14 protein-coding genes are annotated in these 18,092 nt (G+C 64.2%); 7 read left to right on the forward strand and 7 right to left on the reverse strand.

The features are described from left to right. Positions 1-3: 3 nt before the first annotated feature. On the reverse strand, positions 4-516 hold the full coding sequence (gene idi / locus AC0Z2B_RS17970) for an isopentenyl-diphosphate Delta-isomerase (protein ID WP_476298449.1): 513 nt from the start codon (positions 514-516) through the stop codon (positions 4-6). 729 nt (positions 517-1,245) lie between these two features. Here idi and lldD point away from each other — a divergent pair. Beyond that, positions 1,246-2,400: an FMN-dependent L-lactate dehydrogenase LldD gene (lldD, locus tag AC0Z2B_RS17975; RefSeq protein WP_476298451.1), complete on the forward strand. Its 1,155-nt coding sequence runs from the start codon at positions 1,246-1,248 to the stop codon at positions 2,398-2,400. 78 nt (positions 2,401-2,478) lie between these two features. Here the strand turns inward: lldD and AC0Z2B_RS17980 are convergent, their stop codons facing one another. Continuing rightward, complete coding sequence (locus tag AC0Z2B_RS17980) at positions 2,479-3,375, reverse strand: LysR substrate-binding domain-containing protein (protein ID WP_476298453.1); 897 nt, start codon at positions 3,373-3,375, stop codon at positions 2,479-2,481. Positions 3,376-3,480: 105 nt separating this feature from the next. Between AC0Z2B_RS17980 and AC0Z2B_RS17985 the strand changes: the two genes are divergently transcribed. The 6 genes from AC0Z2B_RS17985 to AC0Z2B_RS18010 all read left to right on the forward strand — a co-directional run bounded on the left by AC0Z2B_RS17985 (position 3,481) and on the right by AC0Z2B_RS18010 (position 10,557). Continuing rightward, the gene (locus AC0Z2B_RS17985; protein ID WP_476298455.1) at positions 3,481-4,269 is read left to right on the forward strand and encodes a HalD/BesD family halogenase; all 789 of its coding nucleotides are present in this window, start codon (positions 3,481-3,483) and stop codon (positions 4,267-4,269) included. 78 nt (positions 4,270-4,347) lie between these two features. Beyond that, on the forward strand, positions 4,348-5,205 hold the full coding sequence (locus tag AC0Z2B_RS17990; RefSeq protein ID WP_476298457.1) for a transporter substrate-binding domain-containing protein: 858 nt from the start codon (positions 4,348-4,350) through the stop codon (positions 5,203-5,205). Between the two features lie 280 nt (positions 5,206-5,485). Further along, positions 5,486-6,760, forward strand: coding sequence for a sugar MFS transporter (locus tag AC0Z2B_RS17995; RefSeq protein ID WP_416424076.1), 1,275 nt, complete (start codon positions 5,486-5,488; stop codon positions 6,758-6,760). Positions 6,761-7,021: 261 nt separating this feature from the next. Further along, complete coding sequence (locus AC0Z2B_RS18000; protein WP_476298459.1) at positions 7,022-7,396, forward strand: MarR family winged helix-turn-helix transcriptional regulator; 375 nt, start codon at positions 7,022-7,024, stop codon at positions 7,394-7,396. 319 nt (positions 7,397-7,715) lie between these two features. Next, positions 7,716-8,060 (forward strand): hypothetical protein, encoded by a 345-nt coding sequence (locus AC0Z2B_RS18005; RefSeq protein WP_476298461.1) that lies wholly within the window; start codon positions 7,716-7,718, stop codon positions 8,058-8,060. A 97-nt stretch (positions 8,061-8,157) separates the two neighbouring features. Beyond that, a complete protein-coding gene (locus AC0Z2B_RS18010) occupies positions 8,158-10,557 on the forward strand; it encodes a DUF3772 domain-containing protein (protein ID WP_476298463.1) in 2,400 nt (799 codons plus the stop codon). An 831-nt stretch (positions 10,558-11,388) separates the two neighbouring features. Here the strand turns inward: AC0Z2B_RS18010 and pnp are convergent. The 5 genes from pnp to infB all read right to left on the reverse strand — a co-directional run bounded on the left by pnp (position 11,389) and on the right by infB (position 18,070). Continuing rightward, positions 11,389-13,494, reverse strand: coding sequence for a polyribonucleotide nucleotidyltransferase (gene pnp / locus AC0Z2B_RS18015; protein WP_416422409.1), 2,106 nt, complete (start codon positions 13,492-13,494; stop codon positions 11,389-11,391). A 254-nt stretch (positions 13,495-13,748) separates the two neighbouring features. Continuing rightward, positions 13,749-14,018, reverse strand: a complete 270-nt coding sequence (gene rpsO / locus AC0Z2B_RS18020; protein WP_158157548.1) for a 30S ribosomal protein S15 — start codon at positions 14,016-14,018, stop codon at positions 13,749-13,751. A gap of 117 nt (positions 14,019-14,135) precedes the next feature. Further along, positions 14,136-15,053: a tRNA pseudouridine(55) synthase TruB gene (gene truB, locus AC0Z2B_RS18025; RefSeq protein ID WP_416422408.1), complete on the reverse strand. Its 918-nt coding sequence runs from the start codon at positions 15,051-15,053 to the stop codon at positions 14,136-14,138. Positions 15,054-15,056: 3 nt separating this feature from the next. Next, a complete protein-coding gene (gene rbfA, locus AC0Z2B_RS18030; RefSeq protein WP_416422407.1) occupies positions 15,057-15,458 on the reverse strand; it encodes a 30S ribosome-binding factor RbfA in 402 nt (133 codons plus the stop codon). 110 nt (positions 15,459-15,568) lie between these two features. Beyond that, positions 15,569-18,070: a translation initiation factor IF-2 gene (gene infB / locus AC0Z2B_RS18035; protein WP_476298465.1), complete on the reverse strand. Its 2,502-nt coding sequence runs from the start codon at positions 18,068-18,070 to the stop codon at positions 15,569-15,571. Positions 18,071-18,092 lie beyond the last annotated feature (22 nt).

Below are 18,092 nucleotides of genomic sequence, written 5' to 3' on the forward strand. Positions count from 1 at the left end.
GGTCTACCAGCGGTACGGAAAGCGGCCGTTGCTGCGCTTGATGGCGTTGCCGCGCCAGCGCAGGTACAGGCCCCGCACCAGAATGGCTTCCAGCTGCGCAACCATCCACGGGCTGTACAGGAACGGCGTGGCGCTGGCGCTGCTTAGCACCGTCTCGGCCTTCACCCATTGCCACTCCATGACCTCGTCAGGCGCTGGCAGCGGTGCATCGCGGGTCACCGCGCGGAACACCTCGACGCCTGCGCATGCAGGATCCGCCGGCTGGCTGAAGTCGTCCATCAACAGCTCCACCTGCTCCACCGCAATGCCCAGCTCGCAGGCCGACCTGCGCAGCAGCGCCTGGTCCAGCGCCTCGCCTGGCTGGGCGTGGCCATGCAGCGAGTTGCTCCACACCCCCGGCCACTCGCGCTTGCCCAGCGCGCGGCGGGTAATCAGCACCCTGCCCTGGGCATCGAAGACGTAGCAGGAAAAGGCCTTGGCGGCGGCTTGCGGTGTGTGGAGGGCGTGCGTGGGCATAAGGACTTCGCGTCATCGGACAGGCCTGCACGATGAACGCAAATGAATGGGCAATCCATTCACTAAAGGGTACATCATTGATAAGCCCCCGCTTATGAATCCCCGTAGCAGCTGCCGCCAGGCGGCGTCCTGGGCCCTGCGGTGCTCCTATGACGCGGCCTGCGGCCGCTGCTACAAAGGTTGCCGCGGCACCTTGCGCTGCTGCGCCTCGAATCCATCACGACCTGTTTAGGGGTTGTGATATTTTGCTATGGCGGTTGTGCGTGGGAGATCTTCGGATCTGCCGGGTTGGGATGGACCGGTTCGCCAACCTGCGCACAACTGCCACCCTGTGCCCTGCCTGACCTTGCCGCCTGCGCGGGCGTGTGCAATGCAGCCTACATGGTGATAGAAGACGGCAGCCAAATGTTCGGCTTGGTGGAGCTGATCCTGCAACGTGAACGGGCATCCGCCTCTTAAGCGCCACCCCACCTTTCGTAGCAGCTGCCGCCAGGCGGCGTCATGGGCCCTGCGGTGTTGCCATGACGCGGCCTGCGGCCGCTGCTACGGGAACGCGTGTATCTTGTCGATCGCGTCGTTTGCATCGCGGCCAAGGCCGGCTCCTACCACGGACGGCGTAGGAGCCGACTTTAGTCGCGATGCAGGCAGCGCGGTTTCAAGACAGTTGCTGCTACAGTGTGCGACGTGCATGGCCTGCGCATTGCGCCCTCAAGGAGAACCCCTTCGCTCATGATTATTTCGGCTGCCACCGACTACCGCGCTGCGGCGCAAGCCAAACTGCCGCCTTTCCTGTTCCATTACCTCGACGGCGGCGCCTACGCCGAGCATACCCTGCGGCGCAACGTCGACGACCTGGCCAATATCGCCCTGCGCCAGCGAGTGCTGCGCAACATGGCCGAGCTGAGCCTGGAGACCCAGTTGTTCGGCGAGACCTTGAGCCTGCCAGCGGCGCTGGCGCCCATCGGCCTGTGCGGCATGTTCGCCCGGCGCGGTGAGGTGCAGGCGGCGAAGGCGGCGGATGCCAAGGGCATCCCGTTCACCCTGTCGACGGTGTCGGTGTGCCCTATCGAAGAGGTGGCGCCGGCCATCAAGCGGCCCATGTGGTTCCAGCTGTACGTGCTCAAGGACCGCGGTTTCATGAAGAACGCCCTGGAGCGCGCCCGCGCCGCGGGGGTTACCACGCTGGTGTTCACCGTCGACATGCCGGTGCCCGGCGCGCGGTATCGGGACGCGCATTCGGGCATGAGCGGCCCCAACGCGCCGCTGCGGCGCATGCTGCAGGCGGTCACCCACCCGGCCTGGGCCTGGGACGTGGGGTTGCTGGGCCGGCCCCACGACCTGGGCAATATCTCCACCTACCGCGGCCACCCCACCGGCCTTGCCGACTACATCGGCTGGCTGGGCAGCAACTTCGACCCGTCGATTTCCTGGAAGGACCTGGAGTGGATTCGTGACTACTGGCAGGGGCCGATGGTGATCAAGGGCATCCTCGACCCCCAGGACGCCCGCGACGCGGTGACGTTCGGCGCCGATGGCATCGTGGTGTCCAACCACGGCGGTCGCCAACTGGACGGCGTGCTGTCCAGCGCCCGCGCGCTGCCGGCGATTGCCGATGCGGTGAAGGGCGAGCTGGCGATCCTGGCGGACTCGGGGGTGCGCAACGGGCTGGACATCGTGCGGATGATTGCCCTGGGGGCGGATACAGTGTTGTTGGGCCGCGCGTTCATCTATGCGCTGGCCGTCGCCGGCGGTGCAGGCGTGAGCAACCTGCTGGACCTGATTGAGAAAGAAATGCGCGTGGCGATGGTGCTGACGGGCGCGAAGTCGATCAAGGAAATCACCCGCGAGTCGTTGGCCGCCACCGCCTTCGCCGCCGCCCCGTAGCAGCGGCCGCAGGCCGCGTCATCGGCGACGCGTTGGACCTGACACGCCCCGTGGAGAGGACGCCGCCTGCGGCAGCTGCTACAGGGGGTGTTTCAGCAGGGCCAGCATGCGTTCGACGTCGGCGCGCTGCTCTTTGCCGCCTGGCACGAACGCGCAATAGGGGTGCCCCAACTGCAACGACGCCGTGGACAGGGCAATCAACCGCCCCGCCTCCAGGTCCGGCGCGGCCAGGGCCTGCTGCCCCAGCGCAATGCCCATGCCCAGCCGCGCCAGGGTCACCGACAGGCTCGACAGCCCCGACCGGCGCCCCAGCGCCGGGTCTGGCGAGCGCTCCACCTGCCGCGCCGCAAACCAGTCGCTCCACGTAGGGTGCGAGGCGTAATTGGCGCCCCACTGGGTGTGGATGAACAGGCTGGGGGGCAACTGGCCCAGGTCGAACTGCGGGTTGCCGTGGCGGTACCACAGCTCCGGCGTGCACACCGGCACCACCTGGTCGTGAAACAACGGTACCGCCTTGCACGCCGGATAATGGTAGTCGCCGTAGCTGACGCGAATATCCACGTCATGCCGCGCCAGGTCCACCGGGTCGTCCTCCACGCGCACGTCTACCGACAGCTGCGGGTACACCTCCAGCAGCCGCGCCAGGCGCGGGGCCAGCCAGCCTTCGGCGAGGGAAAACGGCACGCTGACGATCAGCCGCGTGCGCACCTCGCCCTCCAGGGTGCGCAGGGTCATGCTGGCGATTTCGCCCAGGGCCCGGGCGGTCTGCGGGTACACCGCAAGGCCGGCATCGGTCAGCGCCAGGCGGTTGCCGCTGCGGGTGAACAGCTTCTTGCCGAAGTAATCCTCCAGGTGGCGCACCTGCAGGCTCACGGCCGCCGCCGACACCCCCAGCTCGCTGCCAGCCAGCACGAAACTGCCCAGCCGGGCAGCCACTTCAAAGGTACGCAGGGCATTCAGCGGTGGCAGGCGCATGGGGCATTCCCTCCAGTTTTTCTGCGGGAAGCCTAACAATTTCTGCCGTTGTTGCTAAGTTTTTCTCGGGTTACGGTGGCTCCATCGTCAAACGCGAGGTCCATCATGAGCAGCATCATTGATCTTCAGCGCTACCCCCTGCACCAGCCCGGCAGCGACGCCTGGCACAAACTGGTCAACGAGTCCCGCGCGCAGTTGCAGCAGCACGGCATGTTCAGCCTGGAAGGCTTCATTCGCAGCGACGCGGTGCGCGACGCCGCCCAGCAGATCCAGCCGGTGATGGACCGTGAATCCCACACCCACAGCCGCACCCACAACATCTACTTCAAGCCCACCATCGATGGCCTGCCCGCCGACCACCCGGCCCTGCGCCAGGTGGAAACCGTCAGCCACACCCTGTGCGCCGACCAGCTGCGCGCCAGCCTGGTCAGCGAGGTGTACGAGTACGCGCCGCTAGTGACCTTCCTGGCGGCGGTCATGGACAAGCCCCACCTGTACCTGATGGCCGACCCGCTGGCCCGGGTCAACGTGATGAGCTACCGCCACGGCGAAACCCTGAACTGGCATTTCGACCGCTCCGAATTCACCACCACGCTGATGCTGCAATCGCCAGCCGAAGGCGGCGAGTTCCAGTACCGTACCGACCTGCGCAGCGCCGATGACCCCAACTACGCCGGCGTCGCCGAACTGCTGGAAGGCCGCGACCCGCAGGTGCAGACCCTGGCCCTGCAGGCCGGCACCCTCAACGTGTTCCGCGGCAAGCACACCGCGCACCGCGTGACCCCGGTGCGCGGCGACCGCGAGCGCATGGTGGCGGTGTTCTCCTACTACGAAACCCCCGGCGTGCTGTTCAGCCCCGAGGAACAACTGGGCTTCTACGGCCGCACCGCCTGAGCCCAGCGCGTCAGCACAATAACAACAGCGTCAGCACCTTTTGCCCCTGCCGAACCACTCGAACTTCTGGGGAAACACATGAACGCGATCAGCCGCAACACCCGTACCCTTGTCACCTGCTGCCTGCTCGGCGGCGCCCTGCTCACATCGGCCATGGCCAACGCCAAGGAATGGACCCAGGTGCGCGTCGCCACCGAGGGCGCCTACGAGCCCTGGAACACCACCCTGCCCAGCGGCGAAATCGCCGGCTTCGAACCCGAGCTGCTGAGCAACCTCTGCGCCCGCGTGCAGCTGGACTGCAAGCTGCAGGCCCAGGACTGGGACGGCATGATCGCCGGCCTCAACACCGGCAAGTTCGACATGCTGATGGACGCCATCGTCATCACCCCGGAGCGCCAGGCCATCGTCGACTTCTCCCGCCCCTACGCCGCCACCCAGGGCGTGTTCGTCAGCGCCACCCCGGCGCTGATCGCCAGCGCCCCCAGCGACACCGTGGTCAAGCTGGACGGTGACGCCGCCCACGACCGGCCGACCATCGAGGCGCTGAAGGCGCTGGTGAAAGGCAAGACCATCGGCATCCAGTCGGGCACCGCCTACACCGACTTCATCGAGAAGAACTTCGCCGACGTCGCCACCGTGCGCGTCTACAAAAAGTCCGGCGAGCACATGATGGACCTCAACGCCGGGCGCATCGATTTCGCCTTCGACGACGTGACCTTCTTCGCCTCGGCGCTGCAGAACCCCGACAACCAGGCCGTTCACATGGTCGGCCCGAAGATCGGCGGCGCCATCTGGGGCCCGGGTGAGGCGCTGGCCTTCCGCAAGAGCGACGGCGACCTCAAGGCGCGCCTGGATGCGGCGCTGACAGAAGCCCTGGCCGACGGCACGGTGCAGAAACTCTCGCAGAAATGGTTCAAGGCCGACGTCGCGCCCTGAGCCTCCCCCCGGCCGACTCCTTGAAAGCGGCCAAAATAGACCATCAAGTCCAATTACTGCAACACGGGACAGCGCAACCTTCGACTGCCGTCAAAGGGCTGCGCTGCCCGCCCTTCTTTGCACGCAAGTGCCTGTTTTCATGACCATTCGGTTGAATTTCGACACCACAATAGTATTATCCGCGGCCCCTACACTGGCTGATTCACCATGACCTTCCTCTGCAACGTCGCTCCGGCGTACTTCCATTCCTCCAAGCATAAATAAGACCGAGAGCCATTTCATGACCGGCACTGCCACTGCCAAACCAGAGCTGAACTCCCTTGCCACCGGCAACGTCCAGCGCCTGAGTTTTTTCGTTTTCTCGCTGTTTTTCATTTTCGGCAGCATCACCAGCCTCAATGACGTGCTGATCCCGAAACTCAAGAGCCTGTTCAGCCTGACCTACGCCCAGGCCATGCTGGTGCAATCCTCGTTCTTCCTGGCCTACGTGATTGCCTCGATTCCGGCCGGCCTGCTGCTGGCGCGGGTGGGTTACATGCGCGCCGCGGTCATCGGCCTGCTGACCATGGCGGCCGGCTGCCTGATGTTCATCCCCGCCGCCCTGGTGGGCGTGTTCGGCGCGTTCCTGGGTGCGCTGTTCGTGCTGGCCATCGGCGTGACCATCGTGCAAGTGGTGGCCAACCCGCTGATCAACCTGCTGGGCCCGACCGACACCGCCAGCAGCCGCGTCACCTTCGCCCACGCCTTCAACTCGCTGGGCACCACCGTGGCCCCGTACCTGGGCGCCATCCTGATCCTGGGCACGCTGAACGCCGTCGACCCGGCCAGCCTGTCGCCCCAGGCGCTGATCGCCTTCCTGGCCGAAGAAGCCCAGGTCATCAGCCACACCTACCTGGGCATCGCCCTGGCGCTGGTGGCCGTGGCGCTGATCGTCTGGCAGCAGCGCAAGCAACTGCCGCCGACCATCAACCCCGAAGCCACCAACCCACTGGCAGCCCTGAGCCTGCTCAAGCGCCCGCGCTTCGCGTTCGGCGCCGCCAGCCTGTTCTTCTACGTGGGCGCGGAAGTGGCCATCGGCAGCCTGCTGACCAACTTCCTGATGCAGGACAACACCTTCGGCTTCAACGCTGAACTGGCGGGCAAGCACGTGGCCTACTACTGGGGTGGCGCCATGGTCGGCCGCTTCATCGGCGCCGCGCTGCTGCGCCGCTTCGCCCCGGGCAAGGTGCTGGCCTGCGCCGCCGCCTGCTCCATCAGCCTGATCCTGCTGGCGGCCAACAGCCACGGCGCCGTGGCCGGCTGGTCGATCCTGGCGGTGGGCCTGTTCAACTCGGTGATGTTCCCGACCCTGTTCGCGCTTGCCTGCGCCAACCTGGGTGCGCGTTCCGCCGAAGGTTCGGGGCTGATCTGCTGCGCCATCGTCGGCGGCGCCATCGTCCCGCCGCTGACGGGCCTGGTGGCCGACTTCAGCACCCTGTCGTTCTCCCTTGCGGTACCGGCAGTGTGCTACGCCGCCATCGCCGGCTACGGCTGGTACACCCGCAAGCCCGCCTGATGTAACCCCGTAGCAGCGGCCGCCGGCCGCGTCCTGCACCTGACACGGACGCAGCCTGCGGCAGCTGCTACGCAATCTCTGTACCAGCGGCCACAGGCCGCGTCCTGCGCCCCAGATCATTGCGCCCCTCGCAACGCTGCTTTGAGCGATCCCTCGTTAATTTCCAGTGCCAGTCGTCGTACCCTGCCGCGGCAAGTTTTCCTGTCCCGAACCACTGGCGTTACCTGCATGACATTAGCGTACCTGGATTCCTACCGGCTCATGACCCAAGCGCGTGGCACGCTTGAGCGCACGCTGAGCCAATGCCTGGCCCCCCTTGGGCTGACGATCTCGCAGTTCAACCTGCTCGACCAACTGGTGCAGCACAAGACCAGCGTGTCGATGCACCTGAGCCAGCAGCTGGGCATCTCGCTGTCGGGCGTGACCACCCTGGTCGACCAGCTGGAACGCAAGCAATGGCTCGAGCGCCTGCACCACCAGCCCGACCGACGCCGGATAAAACTCAGCCCCACGCCCGCCGGCAGCGAGGTCCACGCCCGCGCAACCGCCCTGCTGGCGCGACTGCCCGACGAGGCTGAGCGCGTTGTGCCGGGGGCTTATTTCGAAGCGTTGAACGTGATGTTGCGGGCGTTTTGAGCCGCCCCGTTTGGTAGCGAGCTTGCGTTACTGAAGGGGCTTGCGTTGAGGAATGGCGCCAGCTGATGAAGCCGCCGTAGCCGCTGCCGAAGGCTGCGCTGGCCATGAGCCACGCTGAGGATCTCCAGCGTATGTACGGACCAGCGCAGCCTGGCGGCAGCGGCCACGGGGCGCCCGCCTTGCTGCCGTAGGACCCACCGTAGGACGCTTCTGATTCTTCCCGGCCAGCTTGTGAGGGCCCGGTTGCCCCCGTAAGCTTTTCCTGTCACCTGCACCCAGCCTTCGGCACCTGGGCTGCGCTGGAAGAGGATGAATCAGCATGAACGGAAGCATCGACTGCAAACGGCATTTCAAGACGCCTTCAGCCACCGCGCTCAAGCGCAGTGAACCCAACCGGGGCAACTGCCGCCCAGGTTCCAACCCGTCGGGAGGAAACGGCATGGAAAAGCGCATCGAACAACTGGAGCACACCTTGCCCGAGATTCGCGACAAGCTCACCCGCGTGGAAGGCAAGGCCGACTCGATCGAGAAACATGGCGCCACCAAGGCCGACCTCGCGGGCATGGAATCGACGCTGATCAAGTGGCTGGTGGCCACCGCCTTCACCCTCACCGCACTGGCCAGCGCCATGACCTTCGGCATCGCGCGCCTGCTCAACGGCTGAACGGGGCCAGGCCCGCCCGGCGGCCTTCACCGGGCGGGCGGTAATTTTCTGTTACTCTTCTGCGGTTTACACGCTCACCGCACAAAGAGAACCGAGAATGCAGCAAGCCAAGCTGAACCGTTGGTACGCCGGGGTGCTCACCCTGCTACTGCTTTGTACCACCTTGCCAGCCTTTGCGCAGTCCAGTGCTGCCCCGTCCCAGACCGCTACCGCCCTGCCGACGCTGGCCGACGGCGCCACCCTGGAAACCCTCAACGACCAGCTCGACCTGATTCGCCAACGGGTCACCGGCAGCGCCAACGACGACCAGCTGTCCACCCTGCGCCAGGCGGCGCTGCAGGTGCAGAAGCAGGCGGATGACCTCAACACCCAGCGCTCGGTCAGCATCGAGCACCTGGACGACCAGCTCAAGGTCATCGGCCCGCTAGTGCCGGACGAGGCGCCCACCCTCACCGCCCAGCGCCAGGCCCTGACCGGCAAGCGCAACGCGCTGGTGGACGACGAGAAGCAGCTGACGGCCCTGAGCCAGTCGGCCCGCGACCTGGCCACGCAGATCGTCAACCTGCGCCGCGGCCTGTTCAACTCGCAGATCAGCGCCCGTTCGGCCAGCCCGCTGAGCCCGACCTTCTGGTCTAATCTGATCCGCCCCACCGACGACGACGTGCGTCGCCTGAGCAGCCTGGCCCAGGACGTGGGCAACGGCAGTGCCGCGGTCATGGCACCGCAGGCCCGCTGGTTCTTCCTCGGCGCACTGGTCATGGCCGTGCTGATCTGGACCAGCGGCCGCCGCCTGCTGGAGCGCCTGCTGGCCTGGTCGATGACCCGCTTCCTGCCCGAAGGCCGCCTGCGCCGCAGCGCCCTGGCGCTGAGCGTGGGGCTGACCACCGTGCTGACCATCGGCGTCTCGGCGCAGGTGCTGCACTGGGGCATCACCGGCAACGCCGACCTCAGCGCCAACGTGGTCAACCTGCTGGACCAGATGATGACCCTGGCGATCTTCTGCGCCTTCATCGTCGGCCTGGGCCGCGCCATGCTGATGCTGCGCAGGCCCTCGTGGCGCCTGCCCAACATTGCCGATGAGATCGCCAGCGCCCTGGGCCCGTTCCCGAAACTGCTGGCCCTGGCACTGATGCTGATCGGCACCCAGGAACGCATCAACAGTGTGATCGCCAGCAGCCTGGCCCTGACCGTGGCCGTCAACGGCCTGACCGCCCTGGTGGTCTCGCTGATCGCGTTCTGGGCGCTGGTGCGCTACCACCGCAGCCACCACCAGTTCGAGGTGGAACGCCCCACCGGCTTCCCCGCGCTGCTGCCGCTGCTGCTCGGCGCCTGGGTGGGCGTGATCCTGCTGGCCCTGGTGACCGGCTACCTGACCCTGGCCTACTTCCTCACCGTGAAGATGCTGTGGATCAGCGTGGTGGCCACCAGCGCCTACCTGCTGATCGCCTTCTTCGGCGACCTGTGCGAAACCCTGCTGTCGCCCAAGGAACCCGGCGGCCTGGCCCTGGCCTCGGCGCTGGGCCTGTCGCAACGCCACCAGGCCCAGGTCAGCACCCTGCTGGCCGGCGTGGGCCGCACCCTGCTGCTGTTCTCCGGCATGCTGCTGGCGTTCATGCCCTCGGGCTCCAGCCCCGCCGAGATCCTCGAGAGCTTCACCCTGCTGGACCTGGGCGACAAGCCCCTGGGCGGCCTGAAAGTGCTGCCCGGCGACATCCTGCTGGCCCTGGCCCTGCTGGTCGGCGGCCTGCTGGGCATTCGCATCCTCAAGGCCTGGCTCACCGAGCGCCTGCTGCCGGAAACCACCATGGACGCCGGCATGCGCGCCTCCCTGGTGACCCTGGTGGGCTACATCGGCTACGTGCTGCTGGCGATCATGGTGATGTCCACCCTGAGCATCAGCCTCACCAACCTCACGTGGGTGGTCAGTGCCCTGTCGGTAGGTATCGGTTTCGGCCTGCAGGCGATCGTGCAGAACTTCATCTCCGGCCTGATCCTGCTCACCGAGCGCCCGGTGAAGGTAGGCGACTGGGTAAGCCTGGCCGGCGTTGAAGGCGACATTCGCCGCATCAACGTGCGCGCCACGGAAATCCAGATGTCCGACCGTTCCACGGTGATCGTGCCGAACTCGCAGTTCATCACCCAGAACGTGCGCAACGTGACCATGGGCAACGCCCTGGGCGTGGTCGGCATCACCCTGACCCTGCCGCTGGACACCGACGTGCTGAAAATCCGCGAGCTGCTGCTCAACGCGCTGAACGCCCATGAGTCGATCCTCGATGCCCCGGCGCCGTCGGTGTCGTTCAAGGACCTGACCGCCAGCGGCCTGATCATCAGCGCCAGCGGCTACGTGAACAGCCCGCGTTCGGTGTCGGGCGCGCGCAGTGACTTGCTGTTTACCATCCTTGGCCAGCTGCGCGAGATGGGCGTGGCGCTGTCTTCGCCGCAAAGCATGCTGCTGATCAACGACGAATCCAGCAAAGCCCCCCTCCCCCTGTAACAGCGCCCCCCAGCCGCGCCCGGCATCCCTCGCCGGGCGCGGCACACACAGGCGTTGCGTACGATGCGCTTGTGATCTGCTTGTGATCTAGCTTTTGATCTTGATCTAGCTTTTGATCTTGATCTGGCTTTCGATCTTGATCTGGCTCTTGATCTTGATTGTATGCCCCGTAAAGCGCCCGGGCCGACTGGAGGCGTCGCTCAACGGGCTGCCCGAAGGGCCGAGGCCGCAGGCCGAAGAGACGGTAACCCGCAGGCTTCTATAGCGGGTGCCGTCTGCCCGTTGAGCGGCGCCGGAAGGAGGGGACCCGTAGCGCAGCGGAGGGCCCAAGCAGGGGCAAGCCCTTTTTGCTTACTTTTTGGGGCGACTGCCAAAAAGTGAGTCGGCGTAAGGCCGAAACGGTCGGTGATCGCACCGCGAAAATGGATATGTCCGAATCCCTCAGAAGCGAGATTCGAAAGCCATGCACATATCCAATACCAAGGGTGATGCACAATCACCTTTCCGCCCTTACGGCGGCTCACTTTTTGTCAAACGCCACAAAAAGTAAGCAAAAAAGGCTTGCCCCTGCTTGGTCCCTACGCTTCGCTACGGGTCCCCTCCCTCCGGCGTCGTCCAAGCGCCCGACGGCCCGGAATAGAAGCGCCTCCGGTTCCGTCTTCCCCGGCTACGCCGTGGACCGCTTGGCCAACGCCTCCAGTCGGCCCTGGCGCTTTATGGGGCACACAATCAAGATCAAAGGCCGCACGGGATCAAGGTCAAAGGCGGTCCGTGGGGTAGCTGGGGGCATAAAAAAAGGGCCCCGAAGGGCCCTTTTCTGCTATCGGGTAGTTACACGCCGGAAGCCTTTGCTGCAGCTACGTCCTTGATGGACAGCTTGATACGGCCGCGGTTGTCCACGTCCAGCACCAGTACTTCAACTTCCTGGCCTTCTTTCAGGATGTCGGTCACTTTCTCTACGCGAGCGTCGCTCAGCATCGAGATGTGAACCAGACCGTCCTTGCCAGGCAGGATGTTGACGAAGGCGCCGAAGTCGACGATACGCTCGACCTTGCCCACGTAGATCTTGCCGATCTCGGCCTCGGCAGTGATCGACAGCACGCGCTGCTTGGCAGCCTCGGCCGCGTCCTTGGTTTCGCCGAAGATCTTGATCGAGCCGTCGTCCTCGATGTCGATCGAAGCCTTGGTCTCTTCGCAGATGGCGCGGATGGTGGCGCCGCCTTTACCGATGACGTCACGGATCTTGTCGGTGTCGATCTTCATGGCGATCATGGTAGGCGCGTTTTCCGACAGCTCGGTACGCGACTGGCCAATGATCTGGTTCATCTGGCCGAGGATGTTCAGGCGCGCTTCCAGGGCCTGGCCCAGGGCGATTTCCATGATCTCTTCGGTGATGCCGTTGATCTTGATGTCCATCTGCAGAGCGGTAACGCCCTTGGCAGTACCGGCCACCTTGAAGTCCATGTCGCCCAGGTGGTCTTCGTCACCCAGGATGTCGGTCAGGATGGCGAACTTCTCGCCTTCTTTAACCAGGCCCATGGCGATACCGGCAACCGGTGCCTTCATCGGTACACCGGCGTCCATCAGGGCCAGGGATGCACCGCACACCGAAGCCATGGAGCTGGAACCGTTGGACTCGGTGATTTCCGATACCACGCGGATGGTGTACGGGAACACGTCGGCGGCTGGCAGCATGGCCTGTACCGAACGACGAGCCAGGCGGCCGTGACCGATTTCACGACGACCAGCGCCGCCCATGCGACCACACTCGCCCACCGAGAACGGAGGGAAGTTGTAGTGCAGCATGAAGGGGTCTTTCTTCTCGCCTTCCAGGGTGTCCAGCAGCTGGGCGTCACGGGCAGTACCCAGGGTCGCAACGACCAGGGCCTGGGTTTCGCCACGGGTGAACAGGGCCGAACCGTGGGTCTTCGGCAGCACGCCGACTTCGATGTTCAGCGGGCGCACAGTCTTGGTGTCGCGGCCGTCGATACGTGGCTTGCCGTTGACGATGTTCTCGCGCACGGTGCGGTATTCGATCTCGCCGAAGGCAGCCTTGACGTCGCTGGCAGAAGGCTGGCCTTCTTCACCGGACAGCTTGGCAACGACCTGGTCCTTCAGCTCGCCCAGGCGAGCGTAGCGGTCGGCCTTGACGGTGATGGTGTAGGCGTCGGAGATGGCAGCGCCGAACTCGGCACGGATAGCGCCCAGCAGTTCGGTGGCTTCGGCTTGAGGAGCCCAGGCCCAGGTAGGCTTGGCAGCTTCGGCGGCCAGTTCCTTGACAGCCTTGATGACCGCCTGGAATTCGTCGTGGGCGAACAGTACGGCGCCCAGCATCTGGTCTTCGGTCAGCTCCTTGGCTTCCGATTCAACCATCAGCACGGCGTCGGAGGTACCGGCAACGACCATGTCCAGGCTCGAGGCAGCCAGTTGCTCGTAGGTTGGGTTCAGCAGGTAGCCGGTGCTTTCGTGGAAAGCAACGCGCGCGGCGCCGATCGGGCCTTCGAACGGAATACCGGAGATGGCCAGGGCTGCCGAGGTACCGATCATCGCAGCGATGTCCGGATCGGTCTTCTTGCTGGTGGACACCACGGTGCAGACCACCTGGACTTCGTTCATGAAGCCTTCAGGGAACAGCGGGCGGATCGGACGGTCGATCAGGCGCGAGGTCAGGGTCTCTTTCTCGGAAGGACGGCCTTCACGCTTGAAGAAACCACCAGGGATCTTGCCGGCGGCGTAGGTCTTTTCCTGGTAGTGCACTGACAGGGGGAAGAAGCCCTTGCCTGGATCAGCTTGCTTGGCACCTACCACGGTGACCAGCACGGTGACGTCGTTGTCGACGGTGACCAGCACGGCGCCGGAGGCTTGACGGGCAATACGGCCAGTCTCGAGGGTTACGGTCGATTGACCGAACTGGAACTTCTTGATTACCGGGTTCACGGTTTCCTACCTTCTTCAATGGCTCTGGGGGAACTGGTTTCTTGCGAAATTCTTGGGCAGCAAGGGGAATCGGCCCCTTTTGGCAGTCCAGATAAAACTTGAGGCTGGAAGCCTGCCCTGCATCAGCGCCTAGGCGCCGATACAGGACAGTCAACCAACCTCATTGATACGCACGGCGTGTTCGTCAGCTCCGGCGCCAGGCGCCGGGTTCGACGGAGGCAACACGCCGCGCACACCACAAGCCCGGGCCGCTATTAGCGACGCAGACCCAGACGGCCGATCAGGGCGCTGTAACGAGTGGTGTCTTTGCCCTTCAGGTAGTCCAGCAGCTTACGACGCTGGTTAACCATACGGATCAGGCCACGACGCGAGTGGTGGTCTTTGCCGTTGGCCTTGAAGTGGCCTTGCAGCTTGTTGATGTTGGCAGTCAGCAGTGCAACTTGCACTTCTGGCGAACCAGTGTCGCCAGCGGCTTGCTGGAACTCACCAACGATCTTTGCTTTTTCTTCAACGTTAAGTGCCATGAGGGCATCTCCATTACTAAGGAAAACCGTTTGACCGGCTTTCCAACAGGCCGAGGACAAATCCTCGTATTTAAAAGTGAGGGATAACCGTGCCTGTTAACAGCCACCCTCGTTCGGTCATTCTGACCGAATCAGTCGACGTGGCGCGATGCGCCCGTCTTCGCTCACTTCACCGATACCGATGAAGCGACCGTTGTGATCCTGCACCCGCACCATGCCGAATTTCGGCGCGTCGGGGGCGCGAACCGGTTGCCCGTGCAGCCAGTAGAACGCACTGTGCTCGGAGAACTGCAACAGGGGCCAATCCAGCAGGCCGCTGTCAGAAGGCATCAGGAACTGGTCCACCGCCTCGTTGCCACCTTCGGCATGCACGCGCTCGAGTTCCTCGAGGGTGACCGTCTGGGCCAACGTGAAGGGGCCAGCCTGGGTGCGACGCAGTTCTGCAACGTACGCGCCGCAACCCAATTGCTCGCCGATGTCCTCCACCAGGGTACGGATGTAGGTGCCTTTGGAGCACCCTACCGACAACCGTGCGCGGGTCTCATCGAAGGCGAGCAATTCCAGCCGGTCAATAGTAACAGAACGCGCTTCGCGCTCCACTACTTCCCCTGCACGTGCCAGCTTGTAAAGCGGCTGGCCATCACGCTTGAGGGCGGAGTACATCGGCGGTATCTGACTGATTTCACCACGAAATTGTGGCAAAACGGCTTCGATGTCGCCGCGACAAACGGTTACATCTCGAGTGCGCAAAACCTCACCCTCGGCGTCTGCCGTGGTGGTGGTCTGGCCCATCTGCATGACGGTCTCGTAGCCCTTGTCGGAATCGAGCAGGTATTGCGAGAACTTGGTTGCCTCGCCGAAGCACAGCGGCAGCACGCCGGTGGCCAGGGGGTCGAGGCTGCCGGTGTGGCCGGCCTTCTCGGCATTGAGCAGCCAGCGGACCTTCTGCAGGGCGGCGTTGGAAGTGAAGCCCAACGGCTTGTCCAGCAGGATGATGCCGCTGACGTTACGACGGATACGCTTGACCTGAGCCACCGCTTACTCCTCGGTGCCTGGTTTGCTGTCGGCGTCCTGGTGCTGGCTGTCTTCGGCCACGGCACGCTCGATCAGCGCGGAAAGCTGGGCACCACGGGTGACGCTTTCGTCGTAGTGGAAGTGCAGTTGCGGCACGCTGCGCAGCTTCATTTCCTTGCCCAGGTGCACGCGCAGGAAGCCTGCGGCGGAGTTCAGCACCTTGATGGTCTGCTTGATGTCCTCGGCGCTGTCCTGGCCCATGACGGTGATGAACACCTTGGCATGGCCCACGTCGCGGCTGACGTCGACGGCAGTGATGGTCACCAGGCCCACGCGCGGGTCCTTGACCTCACGGCGGATCAGTTGCGCCAGCTCGCGTTGCATCTGGTCGCCGATGCGCTGGGTACGGCTGTATTCTTTTGCCATGAATTCTTACCTGTAACTGAAGCGGCAAACGCCCGGCCAGGCGAAGAGCCGGACCGGGCGTTGCGTTTAGAGTGCCCGGGCGAACCCGGTGCACTCCTCTAGCTCGCGTGTTAGAGCGTACGAGCCACTTGGACCTTCTCGAAGACTTCGATCTTGTCGCCGACCTTGACGTCGTTGTAGCTCTTCACGCCGATACCGCATTCCATGCCGGCACGGACTTCCGAGGCGTCGTCCTTGAAGCGACGCAGCGATTCCAGCTCGCCTTCGAAGATAACGATGTCTTCGCGCAGTACACGGATCGGACGGTTCCGGTAAACGGTACCTTCGACGACCATGCAACCTGCGATAGCACCGAACTTCGGCGAACGGAACACGTCACGCACTTCGGCGATGCCCAGGATGTTCTCGCGAACGTCGCTGCCGAGCATACCGGTCAGGGCTTTCTTGACGTCTTCAATGATGTCGTAGATCACGTTGTAGTAACGCATATCCAGACCTTCCTGCTCGACGATCTTGCGCGCGCCGGCATCGGCACGCACGTTGAAGCCGAACAGTACTGCATTGGAGGCCAGTGCCAGGTTGGCATCGGATTCGGTGATACCACCGACGCCGCCACCGACCACGCGCACTTGCACTTCGTCGTTGCCCAGGCCGTTCAGAGCGCCCTGCAAAGCTTCCAGCGAACCACGGACGTCGGATTTGAGGACGATGTTGAGCGTCTTCTTCTCTTCCTGGCCCATGTTCTCGAAGATGTTTTCCAGCTTGCCTGCGTGGGCGCGGGCCAGCTTGACTTCGCGGAACTTGCCTTGACGGAACAGAGCCACTTCACGGGCTTTCTTCTCGTCGGCAACCACGCTCATCTCGTCGCCAGCGTCCGGGGTACCGTCCAGGCCCAGGATCTCGACCGGAATGGCCGGACCTGCTTCCTTGATTGGCTTGCCGTTCTCGTCGAGCATGGCACGTACACGGCCGTAGTTCGAACCGACCAGTACCATGTCGCCTTGGCGCAGGGTACCGTCTTGAACCAGCACGGTGGCAACCGGGCCACGGCCCTTGTCCAGGCGCGATTCAACTACCACGCCACGGCCTGGGGCCGAAGGGGTTGCCTTCAGTTCCAGTACTTCGGCTTGCAGCAGGACAGCTTCCAGCAGCTCGTCGACGCCAGTACCCATCTTCGCCGAGACCGGTACGAATGGAGTGTCACCACCCCAGTCTTCCGAGGTCACGCCGTGTACCGACAGCTCGCTGCGGATACGGTCCAGGTCTGCACCCGGCTTGTCGATCTTGTTCACTGCGACAACCAGCGGCACGCCAGCAGCAACGGCGTGCTGAACGGCTTCGATGGTCTGCGGCATCACGCCGTCGTCGGCAGCAACGACCAGGATCACGATGTCGGTAGCCTTGGCACCACGGGCACGCATGGCGGTAAACGCGGCGTGGCCAGGGGTGTCGAGGAAGGTCACCATGCCACGGTCGGTTTCAACGTGGTACGCACCGATGTGCTGGGTGATACCGCCGGCTTCGCCAGCAGCTACCTTGGCACGACGGATGTAGTCCAGCAGCGAGGTCTTACCGTGGTCAACGTGGCCCATTACGGTCACGACTGGGGCACGGGAGAACGCCTCACCTTCGAACTTCAGCGATTCGGCCAGGGAGTCTTCCAGGGCAGTGTCGCTGACCAGGGTCACCTTGTGGCCCAGTTCTTCAGCAACCAGCTGGGCAGTTTCCTGGTCCAGTACCTGGTTGATGGTGGCCGGGGTACCCAGCTTGAACATGAACTTGATGACTTCGGCAGCTTTCACCGACATCTGCGCGGCCAGGTCGCCGACAGTGATGGTCTCGCCAATCTGCACGTCACGAATCACAGGACCGGTAGGATTCTGGAAGCCGTGGGCGTTGCGCTTCTTGAGCTTGGACTTGCCACGACCGCCACGACGGAAGCCATCGCTTTCCTCGTCGGTGGTGCGTGGGGCGGCACGTGGAGTCGGCGCCTTCTCTTTTTCCTTGACCGAAGCACGATGCGGCGCGTTCTTGCGCTCGCCATCGTTGCGGCGGCTGTCGTCGTTGCGCGGTTTGTCCGGGCGACGCGGCTCGTCTTTCTTGCGGTCGGCAACCGGCGCAGGGGCAACGGCTACATCGGCAGCGGCGGCAGGCGCTTCCACGGCAGGTGCCGGGGCAGCAGCCGACGCAGGCGCGGCAGGACGGCGTGCTTCTTCTTCGGCACGCTGACGGGCAGCTTCCTGTTCGGCTTTCTGACGCGCAGCGTTCTCGGCTGCACGGCGCTCTTCCAGCTCGCGCTTCTGCTCGGCCTGAATTTCTTCAGGGCTGCGCTGCACGAATACTTTCTTCTTGCGTACTTCTACGCTGATGCTCTTGCTGCCAGCCACACGCAGGGTGCTGGTGGTCTTGCGCTGCAAGGTGATCTTGCGTGGTTCTTCCGCTTTAGCCTTGTGGCTGCTTTTCAAATGAGCCAGCAGAGCCTGCTTCTCATTATCGGTCACAACTTGTCCGGCGTCGGTGTGCGGCAGACCTGCCTCACGCATCTGCTGTAACAGGCGCTCTACCGGTGCGGCGACCTCTGTGGCCAGTTCTTTCACCGTGACTTGCGTCATGCACTTCTCTCCTCAGGCCGCG

Source organism: Pseudomonas sp. GYB4201 (assembly GCF_056312595.1).

Excerpts from the sequence above, each read along its gene's own strand:
- idi (WP_476298449.1), bottom strand. The coding sequence starts at position 516 with ATGCCCACGCACGCCCTCCACACACCGCAAGCCGCCGCCAAGGCCTTT.
- lldD (WP_476298451.1), top strand. The coding sequence starts at position 1,246 with ATGATTATTTCGGCTGCCACCGACTACCGCGCTGCGGCGCAAGCCAAA.
- AC0Z2B_RS17980 (WP_476298453.1), bottom strand. The coding sequence starts at position 3,375 with ATGCGCCTGCCACCGCTGAATGCCCTGCGTACCTTTGAAGTGGCTGCC.
- AC0Z2B_RS17985 (WP_476298455.1), top strand. The coding sequence starts at position 3,481 with ATGAGCAGCATCATTGATCTTCAGCGCTACCCCCTGCACCAGCCCGGC.
- AC0Z2B_RS17990 (WP_476298457.1), top strand. The coding sequence starts at position 4,348 with ATGAACGCGATCAGCCGCAACACCCGTACCCTTGTCACCTGCTGCCTG.
- AC0Z2B_RS17995 (WP_416424076.1), top strand. The coding sequence starts at position 5,486 with ATGACCGGCACTGCCACTGCCAAACCAGAGCTGAACTCCCTTGCCACC.
- AC0Z2B_RS18000 (WP_476298459.1), top strand. The coding sequence starts at position 7,022 with ATGACCCAAGCGCGTGGCACGCTTGAGCGCACGCTGAGCCAATGCCTG.
- AC0Z2B_RS18005 (WP_476298461.1), top strand. The coding sequence starts at position 7,716 with ATGAACGGAAGCATCGACTGCAAACGGCATTTCAAGACGCCTTCAGCC.
- AC0Z2B_RS18010 (WP_476298463.1), top strand. The coding sequence starts at position 8,158 with ATGCAGCAAGCCAAGCTGAACCGTTGGTACGCCGGGGTGCTCACCCTG.
- rpsO (WP_158157548.1), bottom strand. The coding sequence starts at position 14,018 with ATGGCACTTAACGTTGAAGAAAAAGCAAAGATCGTTGGTGAGTTCCAG.
- rbfA (WP_416422407.1), bottom strand. The coding sequence starts at position 15,458 with ATGGCAAAAGAATACAGCCGTACCCAGCGCATCGGCGACCAGATGCAA.
- infB (WP_476298465.1), bottom strand. The coding sequence starts at position 18,070 with ATGACGCAAGTCACGGTGAAAGAACTGGCCACAGAGGTCGCCGCACCG.